The organism is Candidatus Mycosynbacter amalyticus (assembly GCF_025273655.1).
In the GTDB taxonomy this organism is placed as follows: domain Bacteria; phylum Patescibacteriota; class Saccharimonadia; order Saccharimonadales; family Saccharimonadaceae; genus Mycosynbacter; species Mycosynbacter amalyticus.
In genome coordinates this window covers 911,993-936,104 of the sequence record NZ_CP045921.1, presented here as the reverse complement: position 1 = coordinate 936,104, position 24,112 = coordinate 911,993, and the positions used below count along the sequence as shown (strand labels likewise).

26 protein-coding genes are annotated in these 24,112 nt (G+C 50.0%); 12 read left to right on the top strand and 14 right to left on the bottom strand.

Translation table 11 applies throughout. The features are described from left to right. Positions 1–45: 45 nt before the first annotated feature. A complete protein-coding gene (locus GII36_RS05140; RefSeq protein ID WP_260763149.1) occupies positions 46–303 on the bottom strand; it encodes a hypothetical protein in 258 nt (85 codons plus the stop codon). 92 nt (positions 304–395) lie between these two features. Here GII36_RS05140 and GII36_RS05135 point away from each other — a divergent pair, with 92 nt between their 5' ends. The 3 genes from GII36_RS05135 (at position 396) to GII36_RS05125 (ending at position 1,965) form a co-directional block, all read left to right on the top strand. Beyond that, positions 396–593: a Sec-independent protein translocase subunit TatA/TatB gene (locus tag GII36_RS05135; RefSeq protein ID WP_260763147.1), complete on the top strand. Its 198-nt coding sequence runs from the start codon at positions 396–398 to the stop codon at positions 591–593. Beyond that, on the top strand, positions 526–1,668 hold the full coding sequence (gene tatC / locus GII36_RS05130; protein WP_313900707.1) for a twin-arginine translocase subunit TatC: 1,143 nt from the start codon (positions 526–528) through the stop codon (positions 1,666–1,668). The genes GII36_RS05135 and tatC overlap by 68 nt, the downstream gene beginning before the upstream one ends. A gap of 78 nt (positions 1,669–1,746) precedes the next feature. Next, a complete protein-coding gene (locus GII36_RS05125) occupies positions 1,747–1,965 on the top strand; it encodes a hypothetical protein (protein ID WP_260763144.1) in 219 nt (72 codons plus the stop codon). 90 nt (positions 1,966–2,055) lie between these two features. Here GII36_RS05125 and GII36_RS05120 read toward each other — a convergent pair whose 3' ends face one another. Continuing rightward, positions 2,056–2,280 carry a hypothetical protein gene (locus GII36_RS05120; protein ID WP_260763142.1) on the bottom strand — a complete coding sequence of 75 codons (225 nt, stop codon included), beginning with the start codon at positions 2,278–2,280 and terminating at the stop codon, positions 2,056–2,058. Positions 2,281–2,366: 86 nt separating this feature from the next. On the opposite strand from GII36_RS05120, the gene GII36_RS05115 reads away from it, so the two are divergent. After that, positions 2,367–3,077, top strand: coding sequence for a transcriptional regulator (locus tag GII36_RS05115; protein WP_260763140.1), 711 nt, complete (start codon positions 2,367–2,369; stop codon positions 3,075–3,077). A gap of 15 nt (positions 3,078–3,092) precedes the next feature. Next, entirely contained in the window at positions 3,093–3,575 is a 483-nt protein-coding gene (locus tag GII36_RS05110) for a nucleotide exchange factor GrpE (RefSeq protein WP_260763138.1), read from the top strand. A 70-nt stretch (positions 3,576–3,645) separates the two neighbouring features. Here GII36_RS05110 and GII36_RS05105 read toward each other — a convergent pair whose 3' ends face one another. The 10 genes from GII36_RS05105 to GII36_RS05060 all read right to left on the bottom strand — a co-directional run bounded on the left by GII36_RS05105 (position 3,646) and on the right by GII36_RS05060 (position 14,512). Then, positions 3,646–5,400, bottom strand: coding sequence for an alpha/beta hydrolase (locus tag GII36_RS05105; protein WP_260763136.1), 1,755 nt, complete (start codon positions 5,398–5,400; stop codon positions 3,646–3,648). Between the two features lie 72 nt (positions 5,401–5,472). Next, entirely contained in the window at positions 5,473–6,060 is a 588-nt protein-coding gene (locus GII36_RS05100) for a hypothetical protein (protein WP_260763134.1), read from the bottom strand. Between the two features lie 5 nt (positions 6,061–6,065). After that, positions 6,066–6,617, bottom strand: a complete 552-nt coding sequence (locus tag GII36_RS05095; protein WP_260763131.1) for a hypothetical protein — start codon at positions 6,615–6,617, stop codon at positions 6,066–6,068. A gap of 50 nt (positions 6,618–6,667) precedes the next feature. After that, positions 6,668–7,849, bottom strand: coding sequence for a hypothetical protein (locus GII36_RS05090; RefSeq protein WP_260763129.1), 1,182 nt, complete (start codon positions 7,847–7,849; stop codon positions 6,668–6,670). Between the two features lie 13 nt (positions 7,850–7,862). Next, on the bottom strand, positions 7,863–8,615 hold the full coding sequence (locus GII36_RS05085) for a hypothetical protein (RefSeq protein WP_260763127.1): 753 nt from the start codon (positions 8,613–8,615) through the stop codon (positions 7,863–7,865). 13 nt (positions 8,616–8,628) lie between these two features. Next, complete coding sequence (locus tag GII36_RS05080) at positions 8,629–9,780, bottom strand: hypothetical protein (protein WP_260763125.1); 1,152 nt, start codon at positions 9,778–9,780, stop codon at positions 8,629–8,631. A 115-nt stretch (positions 9,781–9,895) separates the two neighbouring features. Further along, positions 9,896–11,161, bottom strand: coding sequence for a hypothetical protein (locus GII36_RS05075; protein WP_260763124.1), 1,266 nt, complete (start codon positions 11,159–11,161; stop codon positions 9,896–9,898). 175 nt (positions 11,162–11,336) lie between these two features. Further along, positions 11,337–12,023: a hypothetical protein gene (locus GII36_RS05070; RefSeq protein ID WP_260763122.1), complete on the bottom strand. Its 687-nt coding sequence runs from the start codon at positions 12,021–12,023 to the stop codon at positions 11,337–11,339. 10 nt (positions 12,024–12,033) lie between these two features. Beyond that, positions 12,034–14,163 (bottom strand): phage upper tail fiber protein, encoded by a 2,130-nt coding sequence (locus GII36_RS05065; protein WP_260763120.1) that lies wholly within the window; start codon positions 14,161–14,163, stop codon positions 12,034–12,036. A 148-nt stretch (positions 14,164–14,311) separates the two neighbouring features. Then, positions 14,312–14,512 (bottom strand): hypothetical protein, encoded by a 201-nt coding sequence (locus GII36_RS05060; protein WP_260763119.1) that lies wholly within the window; start codon positions 14,510–14,512, stop codon positions 14,312–14,314. Positions 14,513–14,595: 83 nt separating this feature from the next. Between GII36_RS05060 and GII36_RS05055 the strand changes: the two genes are divergently transcribed. Next, a complete protein-coding gene (locus tag GII36_RS05055) occupies positions 14,596–15,156 on the top strand; it encodes a hypothetical protein (RefSeq protein WP_260763118.1) in 561 nt (186 codons plus the stop codon). Here the strand turns inward: GII36_RS05055 and GII36_RS05050 are convergent. Next, entirely contained in the window at positions 15,140–16,015 is an 876-nt protein-coding gene (locus tag GII36_RS05050; RefSeq protein WP_260763117.1) for a COG1470 family protein, read from the bottom strand. The two genes, GII36_RS05055 and GII36_RS05050, sit on opposite strands and share 17 nt — an antisense overlap. A gap of 187 nt (positions 16,016–16,202) precedes the next feature. Between GII36_RS05050 and dnaK the strand changes: the two genes are divergently transcribed. The 3 genes from dnaK to GII36_RS05035 all read left to right on the top strand — a co-directional run bounded on the left by dnaK (position 16,203) and on the right by GII36_RS05035 (position 19,215). Further along, the gene (gene dnaK / locus GII36_RS05045; protein ID WP_260763115.1) at positions 16,203–18,101 is read left to right on the top strand and encodes a molecular chaperone DnaK; all 1,899 of its coding nucleotides are present in this window, start codon (positions 16,203–16,205) and stop codon (positions 18,099–18,101) included. 114 nt (positions 18,102–18,215) lie between these two features. After that, the gene (locus GII36_RS05040; protein WP_260763114.1) at positions 18,216–18,473 is read left to right on the top strand and encodes a GlsB/YeaQ/YmgE family stress response membrane protein; all 258 of its coding nucleotides are present in this window, start codon (positions 18,216–18,218) and stop codon (positions 18,471–18,473) included. Positions 18,474–18,657: 184 nt separating this feature from the next. Then, positions 18,658–19,215, top strand: a complete 558-nt coding sequence (locus tag GII36_RS05035) for an HD domain-containing protein (RefSeq protein WP_260763111.1) — start codon at positions 18,658–18,660, stop codon at positions 19,213–19,215. Here the strand turns inward: GII36_RS05035 and GII36_RS05030 are convergent. Beyond that, a complete protein-coding gene (locus GII36_RS05030; protein ID WP_260763110.1) occupies positions 19,196–20,524 on the bottom strand; it encodes a tyrosine/phenylalanine carboxypeptidase domain-containing protein in 1,329 nt (442 codons plus the stop codon). The two genes, GII36_RS05035 and GII36_RS05030, sit on opposite strands and share 20 nt — an antisense overlap. Before the next feature lie 62 nt (positions 20,525–20,586). Between GII36_RS05030 and GII36_RS05025 the strand changes: the two genes are divergently transcribed. The 3 genes from GII36_RS05025 (at position 20,587) to dnaJ (ending at position 24,094) form a co-directional block, all read left to right on the top strand. Next, on the top strand, positions 20,587–22,245 hold the full coding sequence (locus tag GII36_RS05025; RefSeq protein WP_260763107.1) for an FAD-binding oxidoreductase: 1,659 nt from the start codon (positions 20,587–20,589) through the stop codon (positions 22,243–22,245). A gap of 65 nt (positions 22,246–22,310) precedes the next feature. After that, positions 22,311–22,934: a hypothetical protein gene (locus tag GII36_RS05020; protein ID WP_260763105.1), complete on the top strand. Its 624-nt coding sequence runs from the start codon at positions 22,311–22,313 to the stop codon at positions 22,932–22,934. 62 nt (positions 22,935–22,996) lie between these two features. Then, positions 22,997–24,094 (top strand): molecular chaperone DnaJ, encoded by a 1,098-nt coding sequence (gene dnaJ, locus GII36_RS05015; protein WP_260763104.1) that lies wholly within the window; start codon positions 22,997–22,999, stop codon positions 24,092–24,094. Positions 24,095–24,112 lie beyond the last annotated feature (18 nt).

Genomic DNA, 24,112 nt, shown 5'->3' with positions numbered 1-24,112 from the left:
ACTATAGATAGTATAGCAAAATGCTGGTCTTTTGAACAAGTTGCGCTACTTGCGGTTAGCGTGTTTTGCGCGTGTAACGGCGAGAGTCGCTGCGAGCACTACGACAATTGCGACGATGAGCGGCAAAATGATGCTAAACGAGCCAGATGTGACGAATCCTAGAAACGAGCCTGTATCTGGTGTGCCAGGTTGGGTGGTGCTAGACTGAGCAGCGGTAGCAGCACAGGTGCCATAATTGCCCGCACCGTATGCATTTTGGTCGACATTTTGACAGTTATAGTTACCTGTTTGATTTGTGTCCATACCTTTTTTACAACCCTCTTAGCCCTGAATCTATTGCTATCTTACCATAATCGCTATATTATAAAAGCAGTTTAGTAGTAAGTGAGGAAAACATGTTCGGACTCGGTACACCAGAATTAATCATCATCTTCTTAGTTATCCTGCTGCTTTTCGGAGGCCGCAAGCTGCCAGAACTCGCCCGCAGTGTTGGTGACTCTATGAAAGAACTTCGTAAGGGAATGAATGATGACACAACGGCGAAGAAAAAAGACACCAAAACAGAATCAGACGACGCTAAAAAGTCAGTCTAGTTCTGCTGAGGATCAGCAGACCTTTCTCGAACATCTATACGAGCTCCGTTCGCGGTTGTTTTGGATAACTGCTTCGTTGATTGTGACATCGGCAATCGGCTTCCAGTATAAAGACACGTTAGTGAGCTTTGTCATGGCTCCACTGCACGGGGAGAAGCTTGTCTACCTAACTCCAGGGGGTGGATTTAGCTTTATATTTACCGTGTGTTTGTATTTTGGTGCTTTTGTCACAATACCCGTGGTCGTGTATCACATCTATCGTTTCTTGCAGCCAGTGCTTGGACGAACATCCCGCCGACTTGTCGCAGCGATCTTACTGCTTTCGGCATTGCTTGCACTGAGTGGGGCGGCATTTGGGTACTATATTGCAGTACCGGCGGCTATTCAGTTCCTAACAACATTTGCTGGCGATGCTGTCACGCCAAACCTGACGGCTGAGTCATATCTCGGCTTCATAGTGGCGTATATGTTAGGCCTCGCTGCGCTGTTTCAGCTGCCACTATTGCTCTATATGTTTGATCACGTACGGCCGTTTCCTCCCGGCACGCTACTATCGTCGCAACGCTTCGTCATCGTAGGCGCTGTCATTGCCGCGGCACTCATTACGCCGACACCAGATATCGTGAATCAGATGATTGTAGCGCTACCTATCATCTTGATTTATCAGTTAGGGGCTATTGCAGTCTACGTGCGTCGCACTGCGGGGCGCAGACGGGCAGCGCGCGCAGTGACGCAGCCCGAAGAGACCGCAGAAGACCCAGTGGCACTACTGGAGCCTGAGCATACTCTACCGGTCGAAGCAGCTGAGCGGGCGCAAGAGCAAATACAAGAAGTATCTCCTCCAGCTGTTCAGGCTGACGCACCAGCAAAAGCGCCGGCACTGCAATCGAGCACGCAAGCAGCATTGTCATTACCACGGCCCGTTACACGTGCGGGTGACATCGCTCGCCCTACTGCTATGAGACGAAGTCTCGACGGATTTACGCGACGACCAACTACGATTCCTGCGCGGCAAGTTGCCCAGGAGTCTCAGCGTCGTCCGTCACGCTCTATTGATGGTCTATCCCTCGTATAGTGGGCGTACGGCTATAGGCATATGCGTTTTCGTGGTATAGTAAGTGTATAAGTAGCACTAAAATAAAAAAGGAATTTTATGTCAGTAAAAACAGATTTCGCCGCGATTTTGAGCCAGAAGATGGATCGCAAAGATTTCTTGAGGAATGTAGCAATCGGACTTGTGGCAGTGACAGGTGTGACAACAGTTTTGCGCACGTTTGCTCCTAGGCCGGCTGATACTAATCAGCGTGTTTCGGCTGTACCGCAGGGATATGGCGCAGCCGCCTATGGTGGTGCCGAAAAGAAAACAAGCTGATGAAATACTACTTGCTTGTCATTGCAATCGCATTTATGGCTGTCATGGTGGCTCGGCTCGTGATGCCAAGCCGCGACATAGACAACTAGCCTAGTTGTTGAGACTTGAGCTGAAACTGTCTTTTGTCTGTTGCAAAGTGTCGACTGCAGTGTCTTTTGTCTGGCTCAGCTCTTGGGACACTTCGTCCATCTGATCACTTACTTGTGAAGCTGCAGTCATTGCCTGATTAACCAGATCGTCTTTTACTCCCGACAGCTCGTTATTAAACTGCTGTGCGTCGCTAAGGAAGCTTCCTAAATCGCTCAAAAAACTCATATAACTCTAGTATAGTACTGAGCTGCACATCATGCAAATGCTAGCACTCTATTTGCCTGAGTGCCAAAAAGTGCTACAATGTAAGTATGACCGATCGCCAATTGCAGATTCTTATCGCGATAGTGGAGCAATACGCCGAAGTCGCATCGCCTGTTGGTAGTGTTACGCTTGCTAAACTGTTTGGCGTCTCGAGTGCGACAATTCGTAGCGAGATGGCTCGTCTTGAGCAGGCTGGTCTGATTACTCAGCCACATACCAGTGCAGGGCGTATCCCGACGGACAAGGGTTATCGGTTCTATGTAAACCAGATCACCGAGCAGCAGTATGTGCCACAACTCCCAGCCTTCGATCGCAGTGCGAGAGCCATCGAAGCACGCGTTACAAGCAGTAATCGAGCTGATCAGGCTATTCGTAGTGCTGTTGATAGTCTTGTGGAACTGACACATAATCTTGGTATCGCGACGATAGATGGACAGCTGTACATGAGTGGTATCGGTAATTTGTTTAGTCAGCCAGAATTTATGAATGGTGGTTCAGCGCCACAAGCGGTAGCGCGTCTACTGGATAATCTCGAGCCATGGCTGCGCGAGACAGCTCCTACCGAACCGCTCAGTGTATATATCGGTGAAGAAAACCCGATCGGCAAGGCAAGTGGCGCAAGTCTTGTGATTAGTCGATTTCGATCACCATACAGCGATGCAAGCTACATCGGTGTCCTTGGCTCTACACGTCAGAGCTACGCTCGGGTTATTCGATTAGTCAGCCAGACCGCCGAGATGCTCGAAGAGACATTATAATTTATAGGAGGAAATATGGCAGAGCAAATCCAGCCAGTTGATGATGAAGTAGTAGCGGCGCTTGAGGCGCAGCTGGAAGAGCTGACGACAGACGTACAGCGTACTCGAGCTGATTTCGAAAACTATCGTAAACGTGTTGATGCGGAAAAGGCGGCCATGCGTCAAGCTGGACGTGCGGATGCTATCAAGAAGCTGCTGCCTATCGTCGACACAATTGAGCGAGGCGTAGGACACCTACCAGAGACCCTTGTAGACGATGCGTGGGCGCAAGGTGTAGCGAAGCTACCGAAGACGTTGGCGGGTGCATTGGGTACATTGGGGGTGGAGCGCATTGATGCGAGCGACGGCACCGCATTTGACCCGACGCTCCATGAGGCAATCCAGTTTGACGAAGAGGCCGAGGGTGAGCATGAAGTGATTGCCGAAGAGCTGCAAGCCGGATATCTCCTAGATGGTAGTCCAATTCGTACGGCTATGGTGCGAGTAACACGACGCTAGTTATAGGGATTTAGGGACAACATAAAACAGCCGCTACTTCGCGGCTGTTTTATGTTGTAGTTGATAGCTATTACTCTATCTTTGACTTAAGTAGGTCGTGTAAGTATTGGAACGACGGTACTTCTGCGCGCTGATCGTATCCCATGTGGCCGTCGGCATTTGATCGAGTAATCTTCTTTGTTGTCTGTGGTAGCACGAGTGCCTGCGAACTGATACCCATGCTGCGGAGTTTGTCGCGCATCTGATAAGAGTCGAGGGGGTTAACCCATCGCTCCTGGGCGCCACTCAAGAGATACATACGAGGTGAGCGCGGGCTGGCGAAGAGGGCGGGCGATAGTTCGATGAAATCTGCCATGCATTCGGCAATTTTTTTGGCAGGGATCTGCTGAGGATTGACCCCAAGTGCGGTAGAGGTATTGTCTGCTAGGCTGATCAGCGAGTTAGTAGACCCGATGAGGCTGTCAGAATTGATGAGATTGGCAGCATCAGTAATATTTGAGGCTGAGAAGATAGCTGCTACTGCGCTAGCATTGGCTGTTGATGAAGTGGTCGAATTCGTTGTGCTCTGGGTTCCACTGGCAGCCTTCTCTTGTTGTGACTCTTTCTGGAGTTGTGTGAGCAAGTTGGCAGATGACGTGATAATGCTCACAGTATCAGTTGTTGTAGGGTCATCGTTGGGGATACCCTGCGCGGTGCGACTGAACTGATAGAGTGCGACACCGATAGCGGCAAGTTCGGTTGGTGTAAGCTCTGAAAGTTGTGATTTGATCTGGTCGTTCGAGAGGGAAGGAGCCGAGGTGTCTGTGGTACTTGTGGTAGTGTAGCCAAGCGAATTGGACGCTGTCTGGAGTTTGCCGGCTGCGGTAGGTAGATCTACCAGGCCAACATGGGCGATATTGAGCGCAAGATTGAGGAGTCTGGCACTTTCTGCCGGTGTTAATACTTGGCCGGAGGCGACTTTCTGGGCCAGGGCTGTCGGGTCACCCGACACAAACGCATTGATGATGTCGTTAACGGAGGCAGGGATTTCGCTGCCGAAGCAGCGCGAGTGGTATAGGCCGGCTACCCAACCATCGTACGAATTGAAGATGTCGCGGAATGCATTGGTTGGCGCAGACCAGCCGATAGCCGCCTTGACGCCAGACCTACCAGTTGCGGCAGCGCGTACAGCTAGACTGCCCCCGGCTGAGTCGCCCCAGATAGCGATGCGGTTTTTGTCGATTCCATACTTGTCGGCATTGTCGCGCACGTGTTTGACGGCGCGTAGCACATCTTGCAGCTGCTCATCGACACCGCCCGGCATCAGCCGATATTTAATGCGGAATGAAGTGAAGCCCCATTTGGCGGCTCGTTTTTGAAACGATGGATTGAAATTGCCGTCATCACTGAACCAACCGCCACCGTGTACAAAGATGATAGCGGGTGGTTTGGCGCCCTTGTCTTGTTTGGCTGTGGTTTTTGTGACACGAATTTCTTGATTTCCACCACAGTTATCTATGTAAGAATTGAGATCTGTGCCTGTTGAGGCATTGCGTTTACAGGTAGTTGATGCAGTCGACGTGGTGCCGCCCGCAGCAGCTGTGGCGGCAATTGCGGCATTGAGTACGGATGTTGTGGCGTTACAAAAGCTGACACCATCTGTCTCGACGGTCGTGCCAGAGTATGTCTTGCCGTCTGCCGAGTAACTGCACGCTGCCCCAGCAGCCGCATGTGCTTGGTTGCCTAGTGCGATTGCTATGACTGACGAAATAAATACGAAGGAGACGATGTAGGTGATGAGAGAAGTGCGAGAAAATAATTGTGTAAAAGATAGTTTTTTGTTCATTATATATTTCTGTTTTTTACGCTTATGCTACTCATCATAGCAGAGTCAGCTGGTTTTGCAAATGCTCAACATTTAGAGCTTGCCGTAAGCACCTGCGTCACCACCACGCCACTCAGTAATAGAGGTAGAGTTGGTGAACGACAAACGGTAAAGCCCTATACCTTGAAACATATTTAGCGGCCCTATAACAGGGCTGCTGATGGACTGACTAATGTAGGTTGTGCCATTGACTGCAATATTGAATACATTGCCAATGTTCCAGAATTCGATTAGATCACCACTATTTATTGTAATGCTATAGGTGGCAAGTTGCGTGATAGTGTTCTGTGTCCAACGCCCGGATGTGCGCACGAGTTTGATTGTGCTGTTATAGAACACCGCACCGTAATAGCCGGTGTTGCTTGAGTCGCAGTGTAAGATAATGCCCGAGCCATTTCCAGTCATAGTGCTAGTGATGGCGGCACCATATTGATTGGTGGTGCGCGGCTGTGAATTGTACTTTATGATTGCCTGACCGTCGGTTGTGCCCGCCCATTGCAAGATGCTACTGCTAATATTGACCCCCGACCCAGAGCTTGTGGCTGTAAAGTTGCTGAGACTGTCGAGTGTATCGTTGAATTTGAGCGGGTCGATAACTGTCATGCTGGCGGTGTGCGGCATGAACATTATGGTGTATATCCCTGTATGTAAGAGCCGTACCAGTTTGCACCATCAGAGTAAAAACTGAGAATATCCATTTTGCCAGCCGTAGCCGTGATAGTAGGGGCCCCGAGGGAATTCCATCGCACGCCAGTGAATGTGGCTGATCCATTGCCGGTACTCGTCGCCTGCTTGAGTAGTAGTGTAAATGATTTCCCTGCTGCCACAGCGGGCATAGTGAATACACATGCCGTAGAGGCGGTGAGCGTGGCGGTCTGCACTGTACCGCTCGTCAGACTAATTGTTGACGTGGTTGTTACGGTACCAATCGTCACGACACCTTCGGTATAGTTATTTATGGATGGGTTAGCGAGCGTTTTGTTGGTAAGTGTATCGGTGCTGCTGCGTCCGACAAGTGTATCGGTATTTGCGGGGAACGTATAGGTGTTGCTTCCGCTGCCTGTCAGTGTGACATTTGCGCCGCTGAGTGTCAGGTTGCGCTGAGTCGTCCCGCCACCAAGGGTGAAGCCGTCGGCATTGTTAATGAATTTCTGATTAGATGAATTTTGGACAGGCATAGTCATTCTTATTATAGCGTGAATTGATAAATATTGATTTCTTGTAGTATCTACGGAGGACTGTCAGATGCCATATTGCCGCACCTGAAGTCGTAGAGCTCGGCAGCATCATTTTGCGAGATGAGTACGCCCACATACTGAGAAGAGCTGTTGAATGCCGTCGAAGCACTTCCGAGTAGGGTCGAGTTGAGGTAGAAATAGACGACGTTGCCGCTTGTCACTAGCGCAGTCAGCTCGTCACCGGCCATGAGTGTAGCTGGTAGAGTACCGGAGGTCAGGATATTTGCGTCTGTCGAGGTGGTGGAGTTGGATGTGCCAGTGTAAATACGCCAGTTGCCGCTTGTCATGACTTTGCAAAAGATGCCAGACGTCCCATTGTGCCTAAGTACAATCCCACCGCCGCCATTTGTATCAGCGGACTGGGGTACGCGGTAGAGCTTCACGCGGCCCCAGACGCTGGCATTACTCATAGCTGTGTTGTAGTAGTAGCAGTTATACGAACGGTAGGTGCCGACGCCAGACGGGATAAGTCGTATCTGAGTACTATTGTAGCTCGACACGAGATATGTGCCTGTTGAATAGCTGTGGTCTACCCACCCATCAGATGTAAGATCACGCCCGCTAGTGCCGGTTTGAAATGTATTGGCGTATTCTTGTGTGCCGATTGAACGTAGGTAAGAGCGAGCATAAATACCTTGTGTATATGAGCCGTACCAGTTGGCACCATCCGCGATGAAATGCAAGATATCCATATAGCCTGGAGATGACGTCATAGTGGGTGCACCCGTCGCACTCCATTTGACCCCCGCAAAAGTTGCCGTGCCGCCTCCCGTGCTATCAGCTTGTTTGAGCATCAGCGTAAAAGATTTGCCTGCTGTCGCAGTTGGCATAGTGAATGTACAGGCCGTCGATGCGGTTAGTGTTGCTATCTGTATGGTGCCATTTGTGAGGTTGAGCGTAACTGCCGTACTGACGGTGCCTATCACCACCACTCCCTCTGTAAAATTACTGATGGTTGGATTCGTCAGAGTCTTACTCACGAGTGTATCGACACTTGTTCTACCTACGAGGGTATCACTGCCAGTGGGGAAGGTATGGACATTGCTTCCGCTGCCGGTAATTGTAGCGTTAGAGCCATTCATAGTGAGGTCACGCTGTGTCGTTCCACCGCCAAGTGCAAATCCATCGGCATTGTTGGTGAATTTCTGATTTGCTGCGTTTTGCGTTGCCATGCTTATATCCTCATTATAATGTGATTGATGAAATTCCTGAGACTGTTGAGATGGCGGTAATAGTACTGACTGGTGGGGTAGCCTTAACTATAAATGCACCACCTATAGTTGTATAGGTTGCTGGAGCGCCAGATGTCCGTACGTCTGCCCATGGCACGTTTGTTGAGGTGCTGCCGGTGCGCACCTGAGCCTCGGTCATGATATAGTCGCTAGCGCCACCCACTTCTGCCACTTCTGTAAATCCGGAGCCAGGGTCAACACCTTTGCCACTACCGGTGTCAGTGTCTGAGTTGACAAACCCGACTACGTAATCGTTGACGGTCGGTGTAGCACTGAGTGTTAGGCTCGCAGCACCATCGATACTTAGCGCGTTGTTCTTGACGACTCCTAGTATGGGGGTGGATGTATCATAGCCGGTGAAACCGATAGCTATGACACCGAGGCCGTATGTATTCATGTTATCGGACGCACGCATCGTCAAAGTTCCGCCGCCCGTCACCGTCGCGTAGAATATGCTGAGTGCAGCCTGATCTGTCGAACTTGCTGTTGTATTATCGATAGTTGTCACAGATGAAATTGTTGCGGTGCCGGATTGTTGGGCAATAGAAAGTATATTTGATGCTCCGCTGGGGCTTTTGGTTGCGGTCACGCACATTACTAGTAGCGTGCCTGTACTGATGGTGCCGAAATTTGCATCATAGGTGTGACGGCCGAGTGTGGTCGAGCTTTCGGCGCCATTATAGACAAGAGAGTATGTGAGTGCCATGCTATCTATAGACCTATGTGACGTTGATATTTCCCACTGAACTGGCGACCACCCAGTCTGTGTTGGCGGTGATGCAGATTAATTCCACACTATCGTAGCGATTGGTGCTATCGAGGCGCCCACCGGTGCCGGTAGTCGTATCCGTGTTGCCAAAGTGAATTACCTGACTGGCGTTTTGCGCGATACGCCAACCGCCTGCACCTTTGCCTGTGATTCGTACAGATTTACCGACGGCGGCGCTGGAGGGCAAGGTAATGGTGACGAGTGTAGCATTGCTGGCGATATAGCCCATCCCAGTAGCTGCGGTTTGGCTGGTGCCAGTGACTTCTGTCCATGCCAGACCGCTGCCACTTACAGCGCTATCTACATAAGCTTTTGTAGCGGCGTCTTGGGCGTCGGTTGGATTTGTGACGTTGATGAGGCGATGGGACTGCATGCTAATAGTCGAGGTGCTAAATAGCATCAAGTCATGAGTACCAGTACCCGTACCATTTGTAAATTCAATATGACCAATTGGAGCAAGAGCCTCGTTGAACTGGGAAGAAATCTTCAATCCTGTCGCATTTCCTGCGCTCAATGCTAGAAATGACGCATTACTCCAGGGAGTACTATCCCTGTTTGCGATAACGAGCGCACCATCTTGTGCAAGAACCTGAGGGTCGGCCGATAACTGCCAGATCTGGCTACCCGTAGGTGTAGTAGTGGTACCGGTATGGTCAATCGTAGCCTGAAACGCGCTGACCCTCATGTCATAGGTATAGTAGCTGTCGTTAGGAATCGCAAAGTAGACAATAGCACTTTTGTCGGTCTGGCCGTATACAACGATATCCATCTTAGTGAGCGCCTGTGTGACGTGCCCCTGACTAAAGACGGTGGCGGTAATTGTCGTACCGTTGAGGCTACTAGAGCGGTTATTGAGGGTGATGTTCCAGTCTGCCACGCTCTCTACGCCAACCCAACCACCGAGGCGTCCAGTCAGTTTGAGTGTTGCGTAATTGCCGTTGTCGTCAATGGGCAGGGTGGCTATTTTGAAATATATCGTGCCGCCAGTACCGCTATAATCACTTTTGGTTACGATTCCCATTAGTTTGACAACGCTTGCATCTGTAGCGGCGGTGTTGCCATTGATTTTTACGGTTCCAGTACCTTTTGATACTAGATTCAAGTCAATATTCGTGTCGTCACCTCGCGCGGCGATTTGCGGAGCTGTCCCTGTGGCGGCATTTGTGATACCGATTTCGTTTACTGCAGATGTAGTGGTAGTAAAAACGATCTGCTCGTTACCGTTGTTGTCGGCTATAGAGCCGCCTGAAGTGAGCCGCGGAGTGGTAAGCGTTTTGTTTGTTTAGTGTTTCGCTGCCCGCTAGCGTGGCGAAGTCACCGTCGCTCAATGCTGTATTGAACTGTGCAGTTGTACCGGTGATATCGGCGGCAGTGATACTGGCGAAAGCACCTAGTGCCGATGTACCGGCAGATTTGAGAAACTGTCCCGATGTACCAGGTGCAATCGTCTGGTGTGCACCTGTTGCAGTAGTGCCGGCCGCGATAATTCCGTAGGCGGTTGTCGAGGTTGTTCGCCCTGTACCACCTTGTGCTACTGTAACTGCAGCGCTGCTTGTCAATACTGTCGCGGGTATTTCGTCGGCCACACGCCATTTGCTAGTAGCGGCGTTCCAGATAAAGTCGGTATCTAGGCGGTTGGTGCTGACTGTAGTGGTTGGCAGTGGTTTGGTTGAGGCTTCAAATGACGTACCCCAGGTAATGGCGCGCGCGGCTGTACCAGTAATAGAGATGCGTATACGTTGCCCGTCGACAGGTGTACCTGTCAGCCCGGATGTCATACTAGTGATGGCTTGGGCAAGTCCAGTGACGATAAATACGTCGCCGTTGTCGGTGTTGATGACCGGCGTGGCACTTTGGGTGACAGTGACAACGCGCGGGTTGATACGTTTATTAATAAGTGTCTGAGACGTAGTGGTACCTACCAGAGTCAGGTCGGCGTCTGGCAGAGTGATAGTGCGTGTGTTTGATGCGCTAATACCTGAAAGTTCAAACCTGGCCTGTTTGGTCGTGTCGCCATTGTCTTGCAGAGTAAACGTACTATCACTAAAGGTGCTGGCAGTGCCTGGTGTTTGCCATGTCGGCAACCCGCCCGACACAGTCAATACTTGGCTACTGCTGCCGATTCCCAGACGAGTGAAATAACCGCTGGCGTCGCGGTAGTATGTGTCGCCTGTTGCACCACTGGCATCGTTGTATAGGGCAACTTTTTTGCGAGTTGTGCTTGACGTCTGTGTAAGATAGAGATTATCGCCGGCGAACTCCATCGCTCCGATTTCGGGCGTTGTGAGTAGAGTGCCAGAAGTGAATTTGAGTGGTGCGCCACCTGTGCCGGCTGTGCCGCCACGGATTGTGACGTTTTTGTGGCCACCGTTTTCTGAACTATTTGTACCACTATCGTAGTGTTCTTTTTGCAGATATTGCCGCAGGATGTCACCCCAAGTGCCATCGTCACTATTGACAATCGGTAGGCGTTGATCGGCCACTAGGAGAATTCTCCTCTGAAGATACTACGTAATACACCCCCATATATGATGACACGGGCAAAGATTGCCACTACACTAGTGGTATTTGCTCTGCTGTACTGTAGCATAGGCTCTTATAGTATAAGCTCTATTGCGAAAAATAGGTAGGCTTGAGGGTATCTGAGAGCCTATGGGCTTAGATTTTACCCCACGCACCCGCGTCGCCACCCCACCACTGAGATATACGACATGATGATGCAAATGACGTGCGGTATAGGCCAATGCCTTGGCGACGTTTAGTGGCGCCTATATTTGCTCCACTAATTGTTGTTGATATACGAATAGTCCCGTTTTGGGCAACATAAAAATTTTCGCCTATATTCCATGCCGAGAGCGTATCGCCACTTGAGACGGTGCCACTCCACTCGGCATAACTCACATCCTGAGAGCCACCTATGTTTTGCAACCAGCGACCGGTATTTGAAACCAATGCTATACGGTCACTTTCGAATAATACTCCATACCAACTCGTTAAGGAGGCATCACAGTGGAAAATTAGTCCCGATGCGCGGCTAGCGTTCATGTAGCTCCCTGCGATTCCGGCTACATATTGATTGTTTGTTAAAGCTGAAGTGTTGTACAGGGCAGTGGCTGTACCATCGGTTGTGCCATTCCAAAGCGCCTCGCCGCCAGACGCGCCAATTCCACTGCCGGTTGATGTCTGGGTGAAAGATCCAAGCGAATCAAGTGTGTCGATTGTCTGTGTGCCTCGCTCCCACACAAGCTTTGTTCCGTTGTATACCCGGTCTAAGGAGCTTGCCCCGAGACGAATTGAGCCTGGGGAGACCTGCGAGATATCATTTGTACCAAGTTTAATCGACATCTAGGACTCCTTATCCTGATATAAAATAGAGGGTATTGTTGTCTTTTGTGCCAATCGCATCGTACTGTGCCTGCGTGCCGCGCCAGACAGTCGTAGTTGTTGAAGTGCCGTTGACTGATCCCTGTACGTAGCCAGCGGCAAGTTTGGAGAGTGCGATGGCGGCTGACGCGTTGATATCTGCATTCACAATGCTGTTGTCTGCTATCTTTGCAGATGTCACCGAGCTGTCGGATAGGGACGAGGTGCCTATATTTGTAATAGTGTTAGCGGTTGCATCAATAGTTTTATTGGTAAGCGTCGCAGTAGAGTTCGCGGTGAGAAGACCGGAGCCATTTACAAGTACATTGCCCGTACCTTTTGGCATGAGATTTATGTCAATATTTGTGTCGGAACCCTGTGCATATATACTTGGCCCTGCTCCTGTGGCGCGATTCTGAATTTGAAGGTAGTTGACGGCGGATGCATTACTGTAAAAATCTATGATCCCCGTACCCGTTGTGCGATCCTTTATGCGATCAGTCCATATGGCCGGCGTACCTAGTTCGCCAAAGAGTTGGCCGCCGCCTCTGGGAAGAAAAGTGCTCGATAGAAGTTGCGAGTCAAACCCAAGCAAAAACACCTGAGAGATACGCGCACCAACAGAAGATGATACGTTAAAGTTTGTGAGCGACACGCGTAGCTTAGTGATACCGGTAGACCCAGCATCGCCCGAGCTCCAAGTGAGTCCGGTAGTCTGATTCGTGGTGTTTAGTATGGTTGACCATGATGTACCGTTGTATGCTTCAAACATTACGTTTTGTCCACGACACCAGTCAGTTTGTTGAATACCAAACCTAATACCCCAGTAAAATGTTCTGTAAAGAGAGATTTCATAGGAGACAGTATCACTTGTAGACGAGTAGGCAGTGACTGTTTCATAGGTGGCATCTGGGGTAAAGAATGGGGAAGCATTGTTGCCATCGGCAGCATAAGTAGAGCCGTTCAGGAGGACTTTAACCGTACCGCCACGGTTGTTGTTATACGCAATGTCGTTGTAGGCGTGCGGTATCGGCACAAACCATTCGGACTCCGGATGACTATATAGTGCATTGGCTGCAAACGCGCCAAACATCTGACCATTACCCACATCAGCTGAGCCGACTAAAGGATACATATTGACGGCGCTCAATGCATTTTTGACTGTGGTGCCGGCGGCTATGTAAGTTGGCTTTGTAACTGCTGCCCAGGAGATGTTCGAGAGTGTATTTGTGCTACCATCTATAGATTTATTGGTTAATGTGTCAGTCGAGCTTGCTGTCGGGATATTTACTCCGTTTGCTTGTATACGGCCAGTACCTTTCGACACGAGATTAAGATTGACATTTGTGTCTCCACCTTGGGCGGCAATCTGGGGCGACCCGCCTGTAGCGGCGTTGCTGACATTGAGCTCGTTGACCGCGGAAGCCGTAGTTGTGAACACAATCTGTTCGTTGCCATTGTTGTCTGCAATATAGCCACCCGAAGCAAAACGTGGAGTGGTGAGCGTGGGGCTTGTGAGCGTCTTGTTGGTCAATGTCTGTGTTGTGTCTGTGCCGACTACTGTAGTATTGGCGTTTGGAAGTGTATACGTGCGAGTTGTGCTAGCACTGATGCCGCTCAGCTCGAACTTGGCTTGTTTGGTTGCATCACCGTCATCTTGCAATGTAAACGCAGTGTCACTGAAAGTGGTTGACTGCGCGGTCGGTGTCTGCCAGCTCGGAAGGCCACCAGACACAGCAAGTATCTGGTTGCTAGTACCGATGCCGAGGCGTGTGAAGTAGCCACCGCTATTGCGATAATAGAGATCGCCAGTTACACCGCTCGAATCGTCGTAGAGCGCTACTTTTTTGCGAGTTGTGCCAGATGTCTGTGTGACATATAAGTTGTCACCAGCGAATTCAACCGCGCCTACCTCGGGTGTAGTGAGAAGTGTGCCGGAACTGAACTTTAGCGGTGCACCACCGGCTCCTGCCGTGCCGCCGCGGATAGTCACGTTTTGGTGGCCACCGTTGGCTGCATTATTCGTGCCGTCGTCGAAGTGTTCCTTTTTCAGGTATTGACGTAACAGATCACCCCAGGTGCCATCGTCACTATTTACTATTGGGAGGCGCTGGTCTGCCACTAGAGGGAGCTCCCCTCATGCGCATTAGCAAACAGACTACCCATCGCGTCGTGCGCAAAAAGTAGGCAAGTGGTTGCCTGGGATGCTTTGTGGTGAAGCATATGCTTCTCAGTATAGGCTATTTTGACGCCACCACAAAAGCATGGTGTTATTCACCAAACTTACGACTGCCAAACCCATGGCTGGCAATACGATGTGGTTGTGAACCTTGCTCGATAACTTTAGATGTATGCGAGAGCTTAGCGATAAAATTTGTCACACCAAATGCACTTACTGCTGCGATACCAATCATTTTTAGAAACTCACCACGCGTCACTTCGCGCTGCAACAACTCATCGAATACTTTCAATGTTTATTTCTCCCTCTGTCTGCACACAGTATACAAAACCCAAAGCATGAGCACAACCCGTACTTTGTTATACTAAGTAATATATGAAAATACCGAGGGTCACGCTCAGTCATCTCACCGTAGCGGTCGCGTTGACGATCGGCGCTGCATTGTGGCAGCAGGTAGCGGTAGCACAGCCGTTTGGCGTGGGCAAGTTTGGGGCAGATGTGCCATTTGGCAGTCAGACAAGCATCTCAATCGGATTGAGTAATAGTAGTGCCGATATCGCTATGACGCCTAGCGGAGGCACGTTTAGTGGTACGGGCGGCCATACTATTACTGTAACGTCACTTGATGTTGTTGGGTACGACCTCTATGCAAATGGCACGACGACGGCAAATATGAGTAATGGCACCGACACCATACCGGCGAGTAGCAATACGACAGCCGGGGCCCTGAGCACTAACACATGGGGATTCAATACGACCGGCTCTACCACGAACTTTATCGGTATGACGACGAGTCAGCAGCTTATTGCAAGCGGTACCGGGCCTTTTAAAAACGGTAGCCCGACAGCAATGACTTATGGTGCGCTAATTGACATCACCAAGAGCTCGGGTACGTATAGTGTCGGGGTAACTTACACTGCTATTGGTCGGACGTAGCGCTAATCTTACCTGAGCGGCGTCTTTGCCAAAGCCAGACGCTGGCAAGCAGTAGGCTCGCAAGTACGCCTACGGCCCATATAGGAAGATATATAACGGGGACGACTTCGAGTGTTTTGGCTCCAGTTGTGTCGTCTGTGTAGCCATAGCGCAGCGTATAGATGCCCGGTAGGGAGGGTGAGGTCACGGCATCACTTATGGTGCGCGATTCGCCAGGTAGTACGACCGCTGGCCGGGCGGTTGTTAATGAGTTCCAGGCTTGGCCCTGAAGTTGGACGTTCGACTGGAGCTCCAGATGGATATCTCCGGTGTTTTTGATAGCAAATGTATAGGGGATAGTAGTACCAAACGCAAACGAGGGCACGTGTGCCGAGGTGATATCACCCGCGCGAGTCAAATGTCCTCCATCTACAGAAAGGTACAGAAGTGAGGCAACGCGAAGTGTCTTGGCGTTTTGATCACTACCAACAACTGTGCTGGCTATGAGTGCGAAATGGTACTCTTTTTCGTCGGCGGTCACAGGAATAGCAATGCGGTAGTTGATATCCTGTTCTTCTGTGGGAGCTAACTCTAGCCGGGGGACATCTGGAGTAATCCAATCTTCGCGAGGATCGACGAAGGTAATGGCGCGCGTCTGAGAGTCAACGTTAAAAGATTTTACGGAGAGCTGGACGTCCATTGGGGCGTCTGTCTTGTTCGCTATTTTAATATGTGCGCTTGTACCGACACCTGCTTTGCTTGTGAGATTCTGGCGAGACGAAGACATCCACAGACCACTCGTGTCGGCATGAGCTGGCACACTCACAAGAAAGCTTAGTCCTAGAGCTAAGCAACATGTCGTGATAACCCCTCGCTTCATAGTGCTAGTATAGCATTTATAACCCTGTGCCGAGCCTGGTTTGCAGTGGGTGTCATATGAAAACTTGGCACTCTTGACATAGGAGTGCTAATTTCGCTACAATGAAAGTATTGGCAATCTATGCATGAGAGTGCTAATATATGAATATACAATTTGCTATGAAAACTAACGAATAGGAGATATAACTATGGGTAAAATCATCGGAATCGATCTCGGTACAACTAACAGCGCGTTTGCCTACATGGTAGCGGGTAAGCCTGAGGTCATTGCCAACGCGGAGGGTAATCGTACGACACCATCTGTGGTGGCTATCAACAAAAAAGGTGACCGGCTGGTCGGCCAAGTTGCACAGCGCCAGCGTGTGACAAATGCAAAAAATACTATTTATGGCGTGAAGCGTCTTATTGGTCGTAAGTTCACTGACACTGAGGTTCAGAAAGATCTTGACATCATGCCGTATGAGATTGTCAAACACTCAAGCGGTGTGGCAGTCAAGATGGGCGATAAAGAATATACTCCAGAAGAAGTCTCGGCCATGATTCTGTCGAAAATTAAGGCGGATGCCGAGGCGTTCCTCGGTGAAAAGGTTACGGAAGCAGTGATCACTGTACCTGCTTATTTCGATGATTCACAGCGTCAGGCAACGAAAGATGCTGGCAAGATTGCTGGTCTCGAAGTCAAGCGCATCATTAACGAGCCGACAGCAGCTGCACTAGCCTATGGTCTTGAAGGCAAAAAAGATGAGAACATCGTTGTATTCGACCTCGGTGGTGGTACCTTTGACGTGTCAGTACTCGAACTTGGCGACGGCGTATTCGAAGTTCGCTCGACAAACGGCGATACTCACCTCGGCGGCGAAGATTTCGACAATCGTATTGTTAATCACTTCATCGATGTCTTCCAGAAAGAAGAAGGTGTTGATCTTAAAAATGACAAAGCCGCTATGCAACGCCTCAAAGACGAAGCTGAAAAAGCCAAGAAAGAGCTTTCGAGTACCAATAGCTACGAGGTAAACCTGCCGTTTATCACAGCCGATGCTGATGGTCCGAAGCACTTCGAATATACATTGACTCGCTCTAAGCTCGAAGATCTCGTAAAAGATCTGATTGATCGTCTGGCTGGGCCTGTAGAAAAGGCGCTTAAAGACGCTGATATGAAGGCAAGTGACATTGATGAGATCGTCCTCGTCGGTGGTATGACTCGTATGCCAGCGGTCGTCGAAAAGGTAAAGGGTATCTTTGGCAAAGATCCACTCCAGGGTGTGAACCCAGACGAAGTCGTAGCCGTGGGCGCAGCGATCCAGGGCGGCGTGCTACAAGGCGATGTCAAAGACGTGCTCCTACTCGACGTGACGCCACTGAGCCTCGGTATCGAGACGATGGGCGGTGTGACGACAAAGCTCATCGAGCGTAACAGCACAATTCCTACGAGTAAAAGCGAAACATTTTCTACGGCTGCTGACAACCAGCCGCAGGTAGAAATCCACGTGCTCCAGGGTGAACGTGAATTTGCCAACGACAACAAGTCGCTCGGTCGCTTCATCCTCGATGGTATCGCGCCGGCTCCACGCGGCGTACCACAGATCGAAGTGACGTTTAGCCTCGATGCCAACGGTATCCTGAACGTGACCGCCAAAGACAAGGGCACCGGCAAAGAAAACTCAGTCACCATCCAGGACAGTGGCAACATGAGCAAAGAAGACATCGAAAAAGCGCAAAAAGAGGCCGAAGCACACGCCGACGAGGATAAAAAGAAGCGCGAAACTGTCGACATCCGCAATCAGCTCGAAAACGCTATCTACCAAGCCGAGAAAATGCCCGATGAGTACAAAGACAAGATCTCTGAAGACGATGTGAAAGTACTCAAAGAAGCTGCGGAAGAAGCCAAGAAGGTGAAAGACGACGAGCAAGCTGACAAAGAAGCGCTCGAAGCAGCAGTGAAAGCACTGAATGACAAGGTCATGCCAATCGGCGCCAAAATGTACGAACAAGCTGCCAAAGAAGATGCACCTGCTTCTGAAGATGGCGATAAAAAATCGGACAAGGATGAGCCTGTAGAGGGCGAAGTCGTTGACGAGAGCAAATAATCACTTTTTACGGACTGCTATGCCTCGTGCTGTGTTGTGGCCGAGGTATAGTGCGTCTCGTATTTTAACGTGAAGAGACATATAATAACTACATAATCAAAGGAGGATTGTAGGATGAATATTCTTGGTTGGATTATCATCGGTGGGCTTGCGGGCTGGATCGCATCAAAATTTGTCGGTACAGATAAAGGCCAGGGGATCTTAGGTAATATCTTGGCTGGTGTTATCGGTGGAGTCGTCGGAGGCTGGGTGTTCGATCTAGCCGGGGGCACAGGTATTACGGGGTTTAACCTCTGGAGCTTTTTTGTTGCTGTTGTTGGCGCGGTGATCGTGCTGTTCATCTGGAAGGCGCTGACTGGCAGAAAGAAATAGATGAGTTGCAGCCTACGAATAAGGATGCTATATTGAGACTAGAAGTAGGTTCAGCGGGATTCTCCAGAATCCGTCCACGCGGTTGCTTCGCCACACGACATATAAAAAAAGTCATTAAGACATGTCGTATGGTGGAGAGCCGTGTTTTTATTTCTCCACTTTCGACATCTAGAAGGAGGAAGACATGAAAGCAAATTTAGAGCTCGCGACAACTATTGCCCATGAAGCGTATGACAGCAAATGGCGACGCGACGGTAAACCATATATCTCTCATCCTCTTACTGTCATGACGATGGTGGAACTCATCGGGGGTGACGAGTCTGACCAAATTGTCGCATTATGTCATGACATCGTCGAAGACAATAAGGCGTGGCCACTGGAGCGGTTTATACACATGGGTTTTGATGTGCAAGAGGTGGTGACACCACTTGGTTTACTTTCATACACACCCGAAGTGCCGGATGCGGTTGCGCGCATGGGTATATTACAAAATGCACGAGCAGCGCGTGTAAAACAATGTGATACTGCACACAATAGATTCGATCGGCCAAAAGAGCACAAAATACCGTTCTACGATGAAACGCTACTCCTAACTGAGCGTGTGACGGGCAAAAAAGTGAACGAACACCTTGTGCGTGCGGCAGAGCAACTTGTATTGTATCGATTTGGTGACGACTATGGTGTGTCCGAATACATGAAAGAAAGCACCGCTCGAGCCGAAGCTAATATGGGGCAAGGCTAAGAGCGAATGCGCGATGAAACTGGTTGGTAAGGTCGAATTTACCCAGATCGCCCAGTAAAATTACGGAAGGGTCATCGGTAGCTAGCTGCCAGCAGCGAACGTTACCCTCCAGGTATACAGTATCTTTCAAATACGCGGCCGAACCATTTCCTAGTGTTCCTTTGAGGATACGCACGGCCTGGTACCAGGCTTCTTGGCGCGCAAAGGCTTCGTTGTTGGTTGCCCTGGGCTCGCGGCGTTCGCGCCAGAAATAATAGAGTTTATATAACACGTCGTACAGACGAGCGAAATCGTATGGCTGCCCGTTGAGACCGGCAGCAAAGCTCACGGATATATGCAACAATACGATATATTCCCACGAGAATTGGCGGAGAAACGTGCATTCATGCGGGTAGACAATCTGTTCGCGTAGAAATGCTCGGCCTTCATTGCCTTTTTCGTACCCGGCGAGTCCGGAACTCAGGAGTTGGAGCGGGGAGTTGCTGCCGTTGACCGATTCGAGCACGTGACTGCCGATCTCATGGCAGACGATGCCGACGAACTCATCGCGGTCGAGTCGGTAACCTGTAGGGTAGACAACTTGCTTGTGGCTTGGCAAGATAGCCCAGAGATTGTTGTCGGACGGCGCAAGTGTATAGTCTGAGCCGATGTTAGCTAAGACACGGCGGCAGATCTCGTTACCCGTATCTTCGTCTATATATGGTTCGTTCGGTATGCCGTCTGAGCCAAACAACTTCATGTAGTAGTCGGCATGACTTTGTTTAACGGCGGCAAAAGTAGCTTCGGAGGGGACGAGTATATGATGGTCTGCAGTAATGTGAGGAATTGCCTCAAGCACATCATCTCTCAACTTTGTAAGTAGTGGTGAGTGACCCATGGCGGTAGCGAGTGCATCGTCGCGAATCCAAGCGCATGCTGCGTCGAAGATGGTGCGGTTCGGCTGGCCATAAAGTTGCTCGCTAGCACTACGGTATGACTCCATATCCCCAGTTGCGCCAGCCATGATGAGCTGAATATTGAGGAGTAGCGAGTCGAGCGCCGGTATGTAGGCATCGCGCACGAGTGTAATCGTCTCTTCTGTCATAATGCGCGAGCGCAACTGCTCAGCGTCTTCTCGGGCCGTTTTGAGTGTCGAGATGTGGGGTTTATCAGCGACTAAGTCTGGGCTTATAGTGTAATGAGATGCTTCGAATTTGGCACGTTGTGTTGCCAAAATTGATGGCGAGGGATCCAATAGATCGTATGTCTCACCAACAATATGGAGGAGATGGGCGTATGTCGGAAACCAGGTGGCATCAAGCTTCTTCATATAGCTAGTATACTCTGCCAAAAATACCACCAAAACGTTTACGCTTGTGCTACAGTGGTACTATGAATCTACAAGAGGAACTCGCAAAAATCTTCAAAGGCGAGCTCGATACTTCGGATGAGTCGCGCGAATTTTACTCGCACGACGCCAGCTTGTTTGAACTCAAGCCGGAAGTGGTGGGCTTTCCAAAAGACGCAGAAGACATCAAAAACGTCGTCAAATTTGTTAACGAACACAAAGCTGAACATCCCGAGCTGAGCATCACGCCGCGTTCTCGCGGTACGGACATGTCCGGTGGTGCGATAGGCCGGTCAATTGTGCTCGATATCTCCAAATATATGAACAACCTGCGCGAAGTGACCGAGACAACTGCACATGTACAGCCGGGTATGCTGTTCCGCGAGTTCGACGAGGCAACCGTGGCAAAAGACAGCTTGCTGCCAAGTTATCCGGCCAGTCGTGATCTTGCCAGTGTCGGTGGCATGGTCAACAACAACTCTGGCGGTGAGAAGTCGCTTGAGTACGGCAAAACAGATAATTACGTGACTGAGCTCCAAGTAGTACTCAGCGATGGCAACGAGTATACAGTCAAGCCGCTTACTAGAGATGAACTCAATGCCAAGATGGCTCAGGATGATTTCGAAGGTCAGCTCTACGCGCGCACGTTTGAGCTGCTCGAAGCACACTACGATGAAATCCAGGCTGCCAAGCCAAGAGTGTCTAAGGATTCGACCGGCTACCATCTCTGGAATGTCTGGAACCGCGACACGGGTATCTTTGACCTAACCAAGCTCTTCGTTGGCGCTCAGGGCACACTCGGTATTGTGACAGATATCAAATTCAAGCTAGTGAAGCGTCGCGCCCATAGCGGCCTGCTCGTACTGTTCCTGCGTAGCACGAAGGAACTTGGTGAGCTGATTCCAAAAGTACTCGAAAGCAACCCAGCTACATTTGAGAGCTTTGATGACCAAACACTGTGGCTGAGCATCAAATTCATGCCAAGTTTCCTCAAACTACTTGGCCCAGTACGATTTATTCATTTACTTATCACGCTCATCCCAGAAGGATTCCAGTTGCTTCGTGGTATTCCAAAACTTATTCTTATGGTTGAGTTCAACGGGGATAGTGAGGCGGAAGTGCGCGCAAAGGTAAAAGATCTTCACAAGAGTCTCGGTAAGCATCGTGCTCGTTATGAAATCAACGGCTTCGAAGAAGATCCGACCGAAGGTTCGAGTGAGAAGTTTTGGATTATGCGCCGTTACAGCTTTCAACTCCTGCGCAGCAAGGTAAAAGACAAACATACAGCCCCATACATTGATGATTTTATCGTTCCGCCAGAGCATCTGCCAGAGTTTCTGCCTCAGCTACAGCAGATCATCAAAAAATATAAATTATTCGCGACAATCGCGGGTCATATGGGTGATGGCAACTTCCATGTGATACCTCTCATGAAAATCGAAGACCCAGCCGAACGAGCAAAACTAGAACCGTCACAAAAAGAAGTCAACGAATTAGTGCTCAAATATGGTGGCAGCATCAGTGGTGAACACAACGACGGCATGGTTCGCGGCCCTTGGCTTGAGCAAATGTACGGCCCAACTGTACTTGGCTACATGCGCGAAGTTAAACAGCTCTTCGATCCCCAAAATATCTTCAATCCCAAGAAGAAAACCGATGCTGATTGGGATTTCAGCTTTGGGCATATCCGCGAACACTTCTAGATTTACAGTGTACGGCGGGTCATGTATACTATCCCCATAAAGCATAAGGATAAAGACAGATAGTTATGAACAAAAAACGGTTAATAGTAATAGTGGCACTCGTTTTAGTCGTCCTGGCTGGTGCGGGTGTGCTGGCGTATGTAATCGCTCACGACAAAAATGGAGTCAATAATCCGGGTGCGCAGTACGGTGTCGGGGCCGATGGCTATGGTGCAAGTGTTAATCCAAACGAGCATCTTGGTACGGTGAAAGTACTCACGAAAGATCAAGTGAACGCTGGATTTGGTGGCGATGCGACAGTGAGTAAGCCAGAAGAGTCGGGTACGCTGCACCTTGGCGATGTAAAGGGTGAGACGGCGACATTTGCAGTCAAGACAACCAAGGGAGACGTGTCGTTTGAGGTTGATGTGCGTACATATCCATCGGCAGAAGACTTGAACGCTGCTGGGCCCTTCACTGGGGCCGAGCAAGCCAAGGTGACTGGCTTATCCAGCGAGGCACATTATTTGGTGCCATATGGTCAGGAAATGCTCAACGATCAACAAGTAGCACTGCTCACCACTAAAGATAAGACATCGTATAAATTTGCTATCGTCCAGAGCTCAGACAAGATTATCTACGGCACCGATGAGGCCAAGGCAATTCTGCTAGAGATTGCCAAAAAAGCTAATCTTAGCGAAGTCAAATAATTCAAATATTCCCCTACTAGCACTCTTTACATGAGAGTGCTAGCTTGTGTATACTAAAAGTAATGAGTAAGCGAGATTATTACGAAGTACTAGGGGTTACCAAAGACGCGAGCGCTGACGAAATCAAAAAGGCGTTTCGTAAGGCTGCCGTGAAACACCACCCTGATAAAGAAGGTGGTGACGAGACAAGGTTTAAGGAGGTGAATGAAGCCTACGAAGTGCTGAAAGACCAGCAAAAACGACAGCGCTACGACCAGTTTGGCCATGCGGGCGTAGGCGGTGCGGCTAGCGGTGGCTCAGGTGGCGGCAATCCATTTGAGGGCTTCGACGGCCAGAATATCCATTTTGATTTTGGCGATGGAGGCCTAGGCGATATTTTTGGTCAATTCTTTGGCGGTGGGCAACAGACTGGCCGCGGCAGGGCTCGGCGCGGCAACGATGTTGAAACGAGTGTAACGCTAGAGTTTGAAGAAGCGGTATTTGGTGTCGAGAAGACACTCAAGCTCGATATGCAAGATGAATGTAGTCACTGTCACGGTGAGCGTGCCGAACCTGGCTATGGTATGAAAACGTGTGAGACCTGCAAAGGCTCTGGGCAGATTGCCAAGGTAATGAATACAATGTTTGGTCAGATTCAGCAGGCTGTGGTTTGTAGTACCTGTGAAGGCCGCGGCAAGGTACCTGAAAAAGTATGTGCTGTCTGCAAGGGCCGTGGCACCGAACGTCGTACGCAGGAGCTTGCCTTCAAAATTCCTGCTGGTATTGATGATGGTGCGACGATACGTTTGCGCGAGCATGGTGAGGCGATTGCTGGTGGCTCACGTGGCGATCTCTATATACATATTCGTGTCAAAGCACACAAGGAATTTACGCGTGAAGGTGACCTCATTCTCAGTGAGACACATATCGACATGGTCGATGCTGCGCTTGGTACGGAGGTGGACGTGCCAACTGTCGACGGCATGGTACGCATGAAAGTGCCGGCAGGTACGCAGAGCGGCACCGATTTCAAGCTGAGTGGACATGGTGTGCCGCGTGGCGCTCACCGAGGCGCACAAATTGTCAGTGTAGTAGTAGACACTCCGGCCAAACTGAGCAAAAAGCAACGGGAGCTGCTCGAGCAGTTCAAATCCAGTAAAAAGCGCTCCATTTTCTCCTAATTTCTCCCCAAATATACT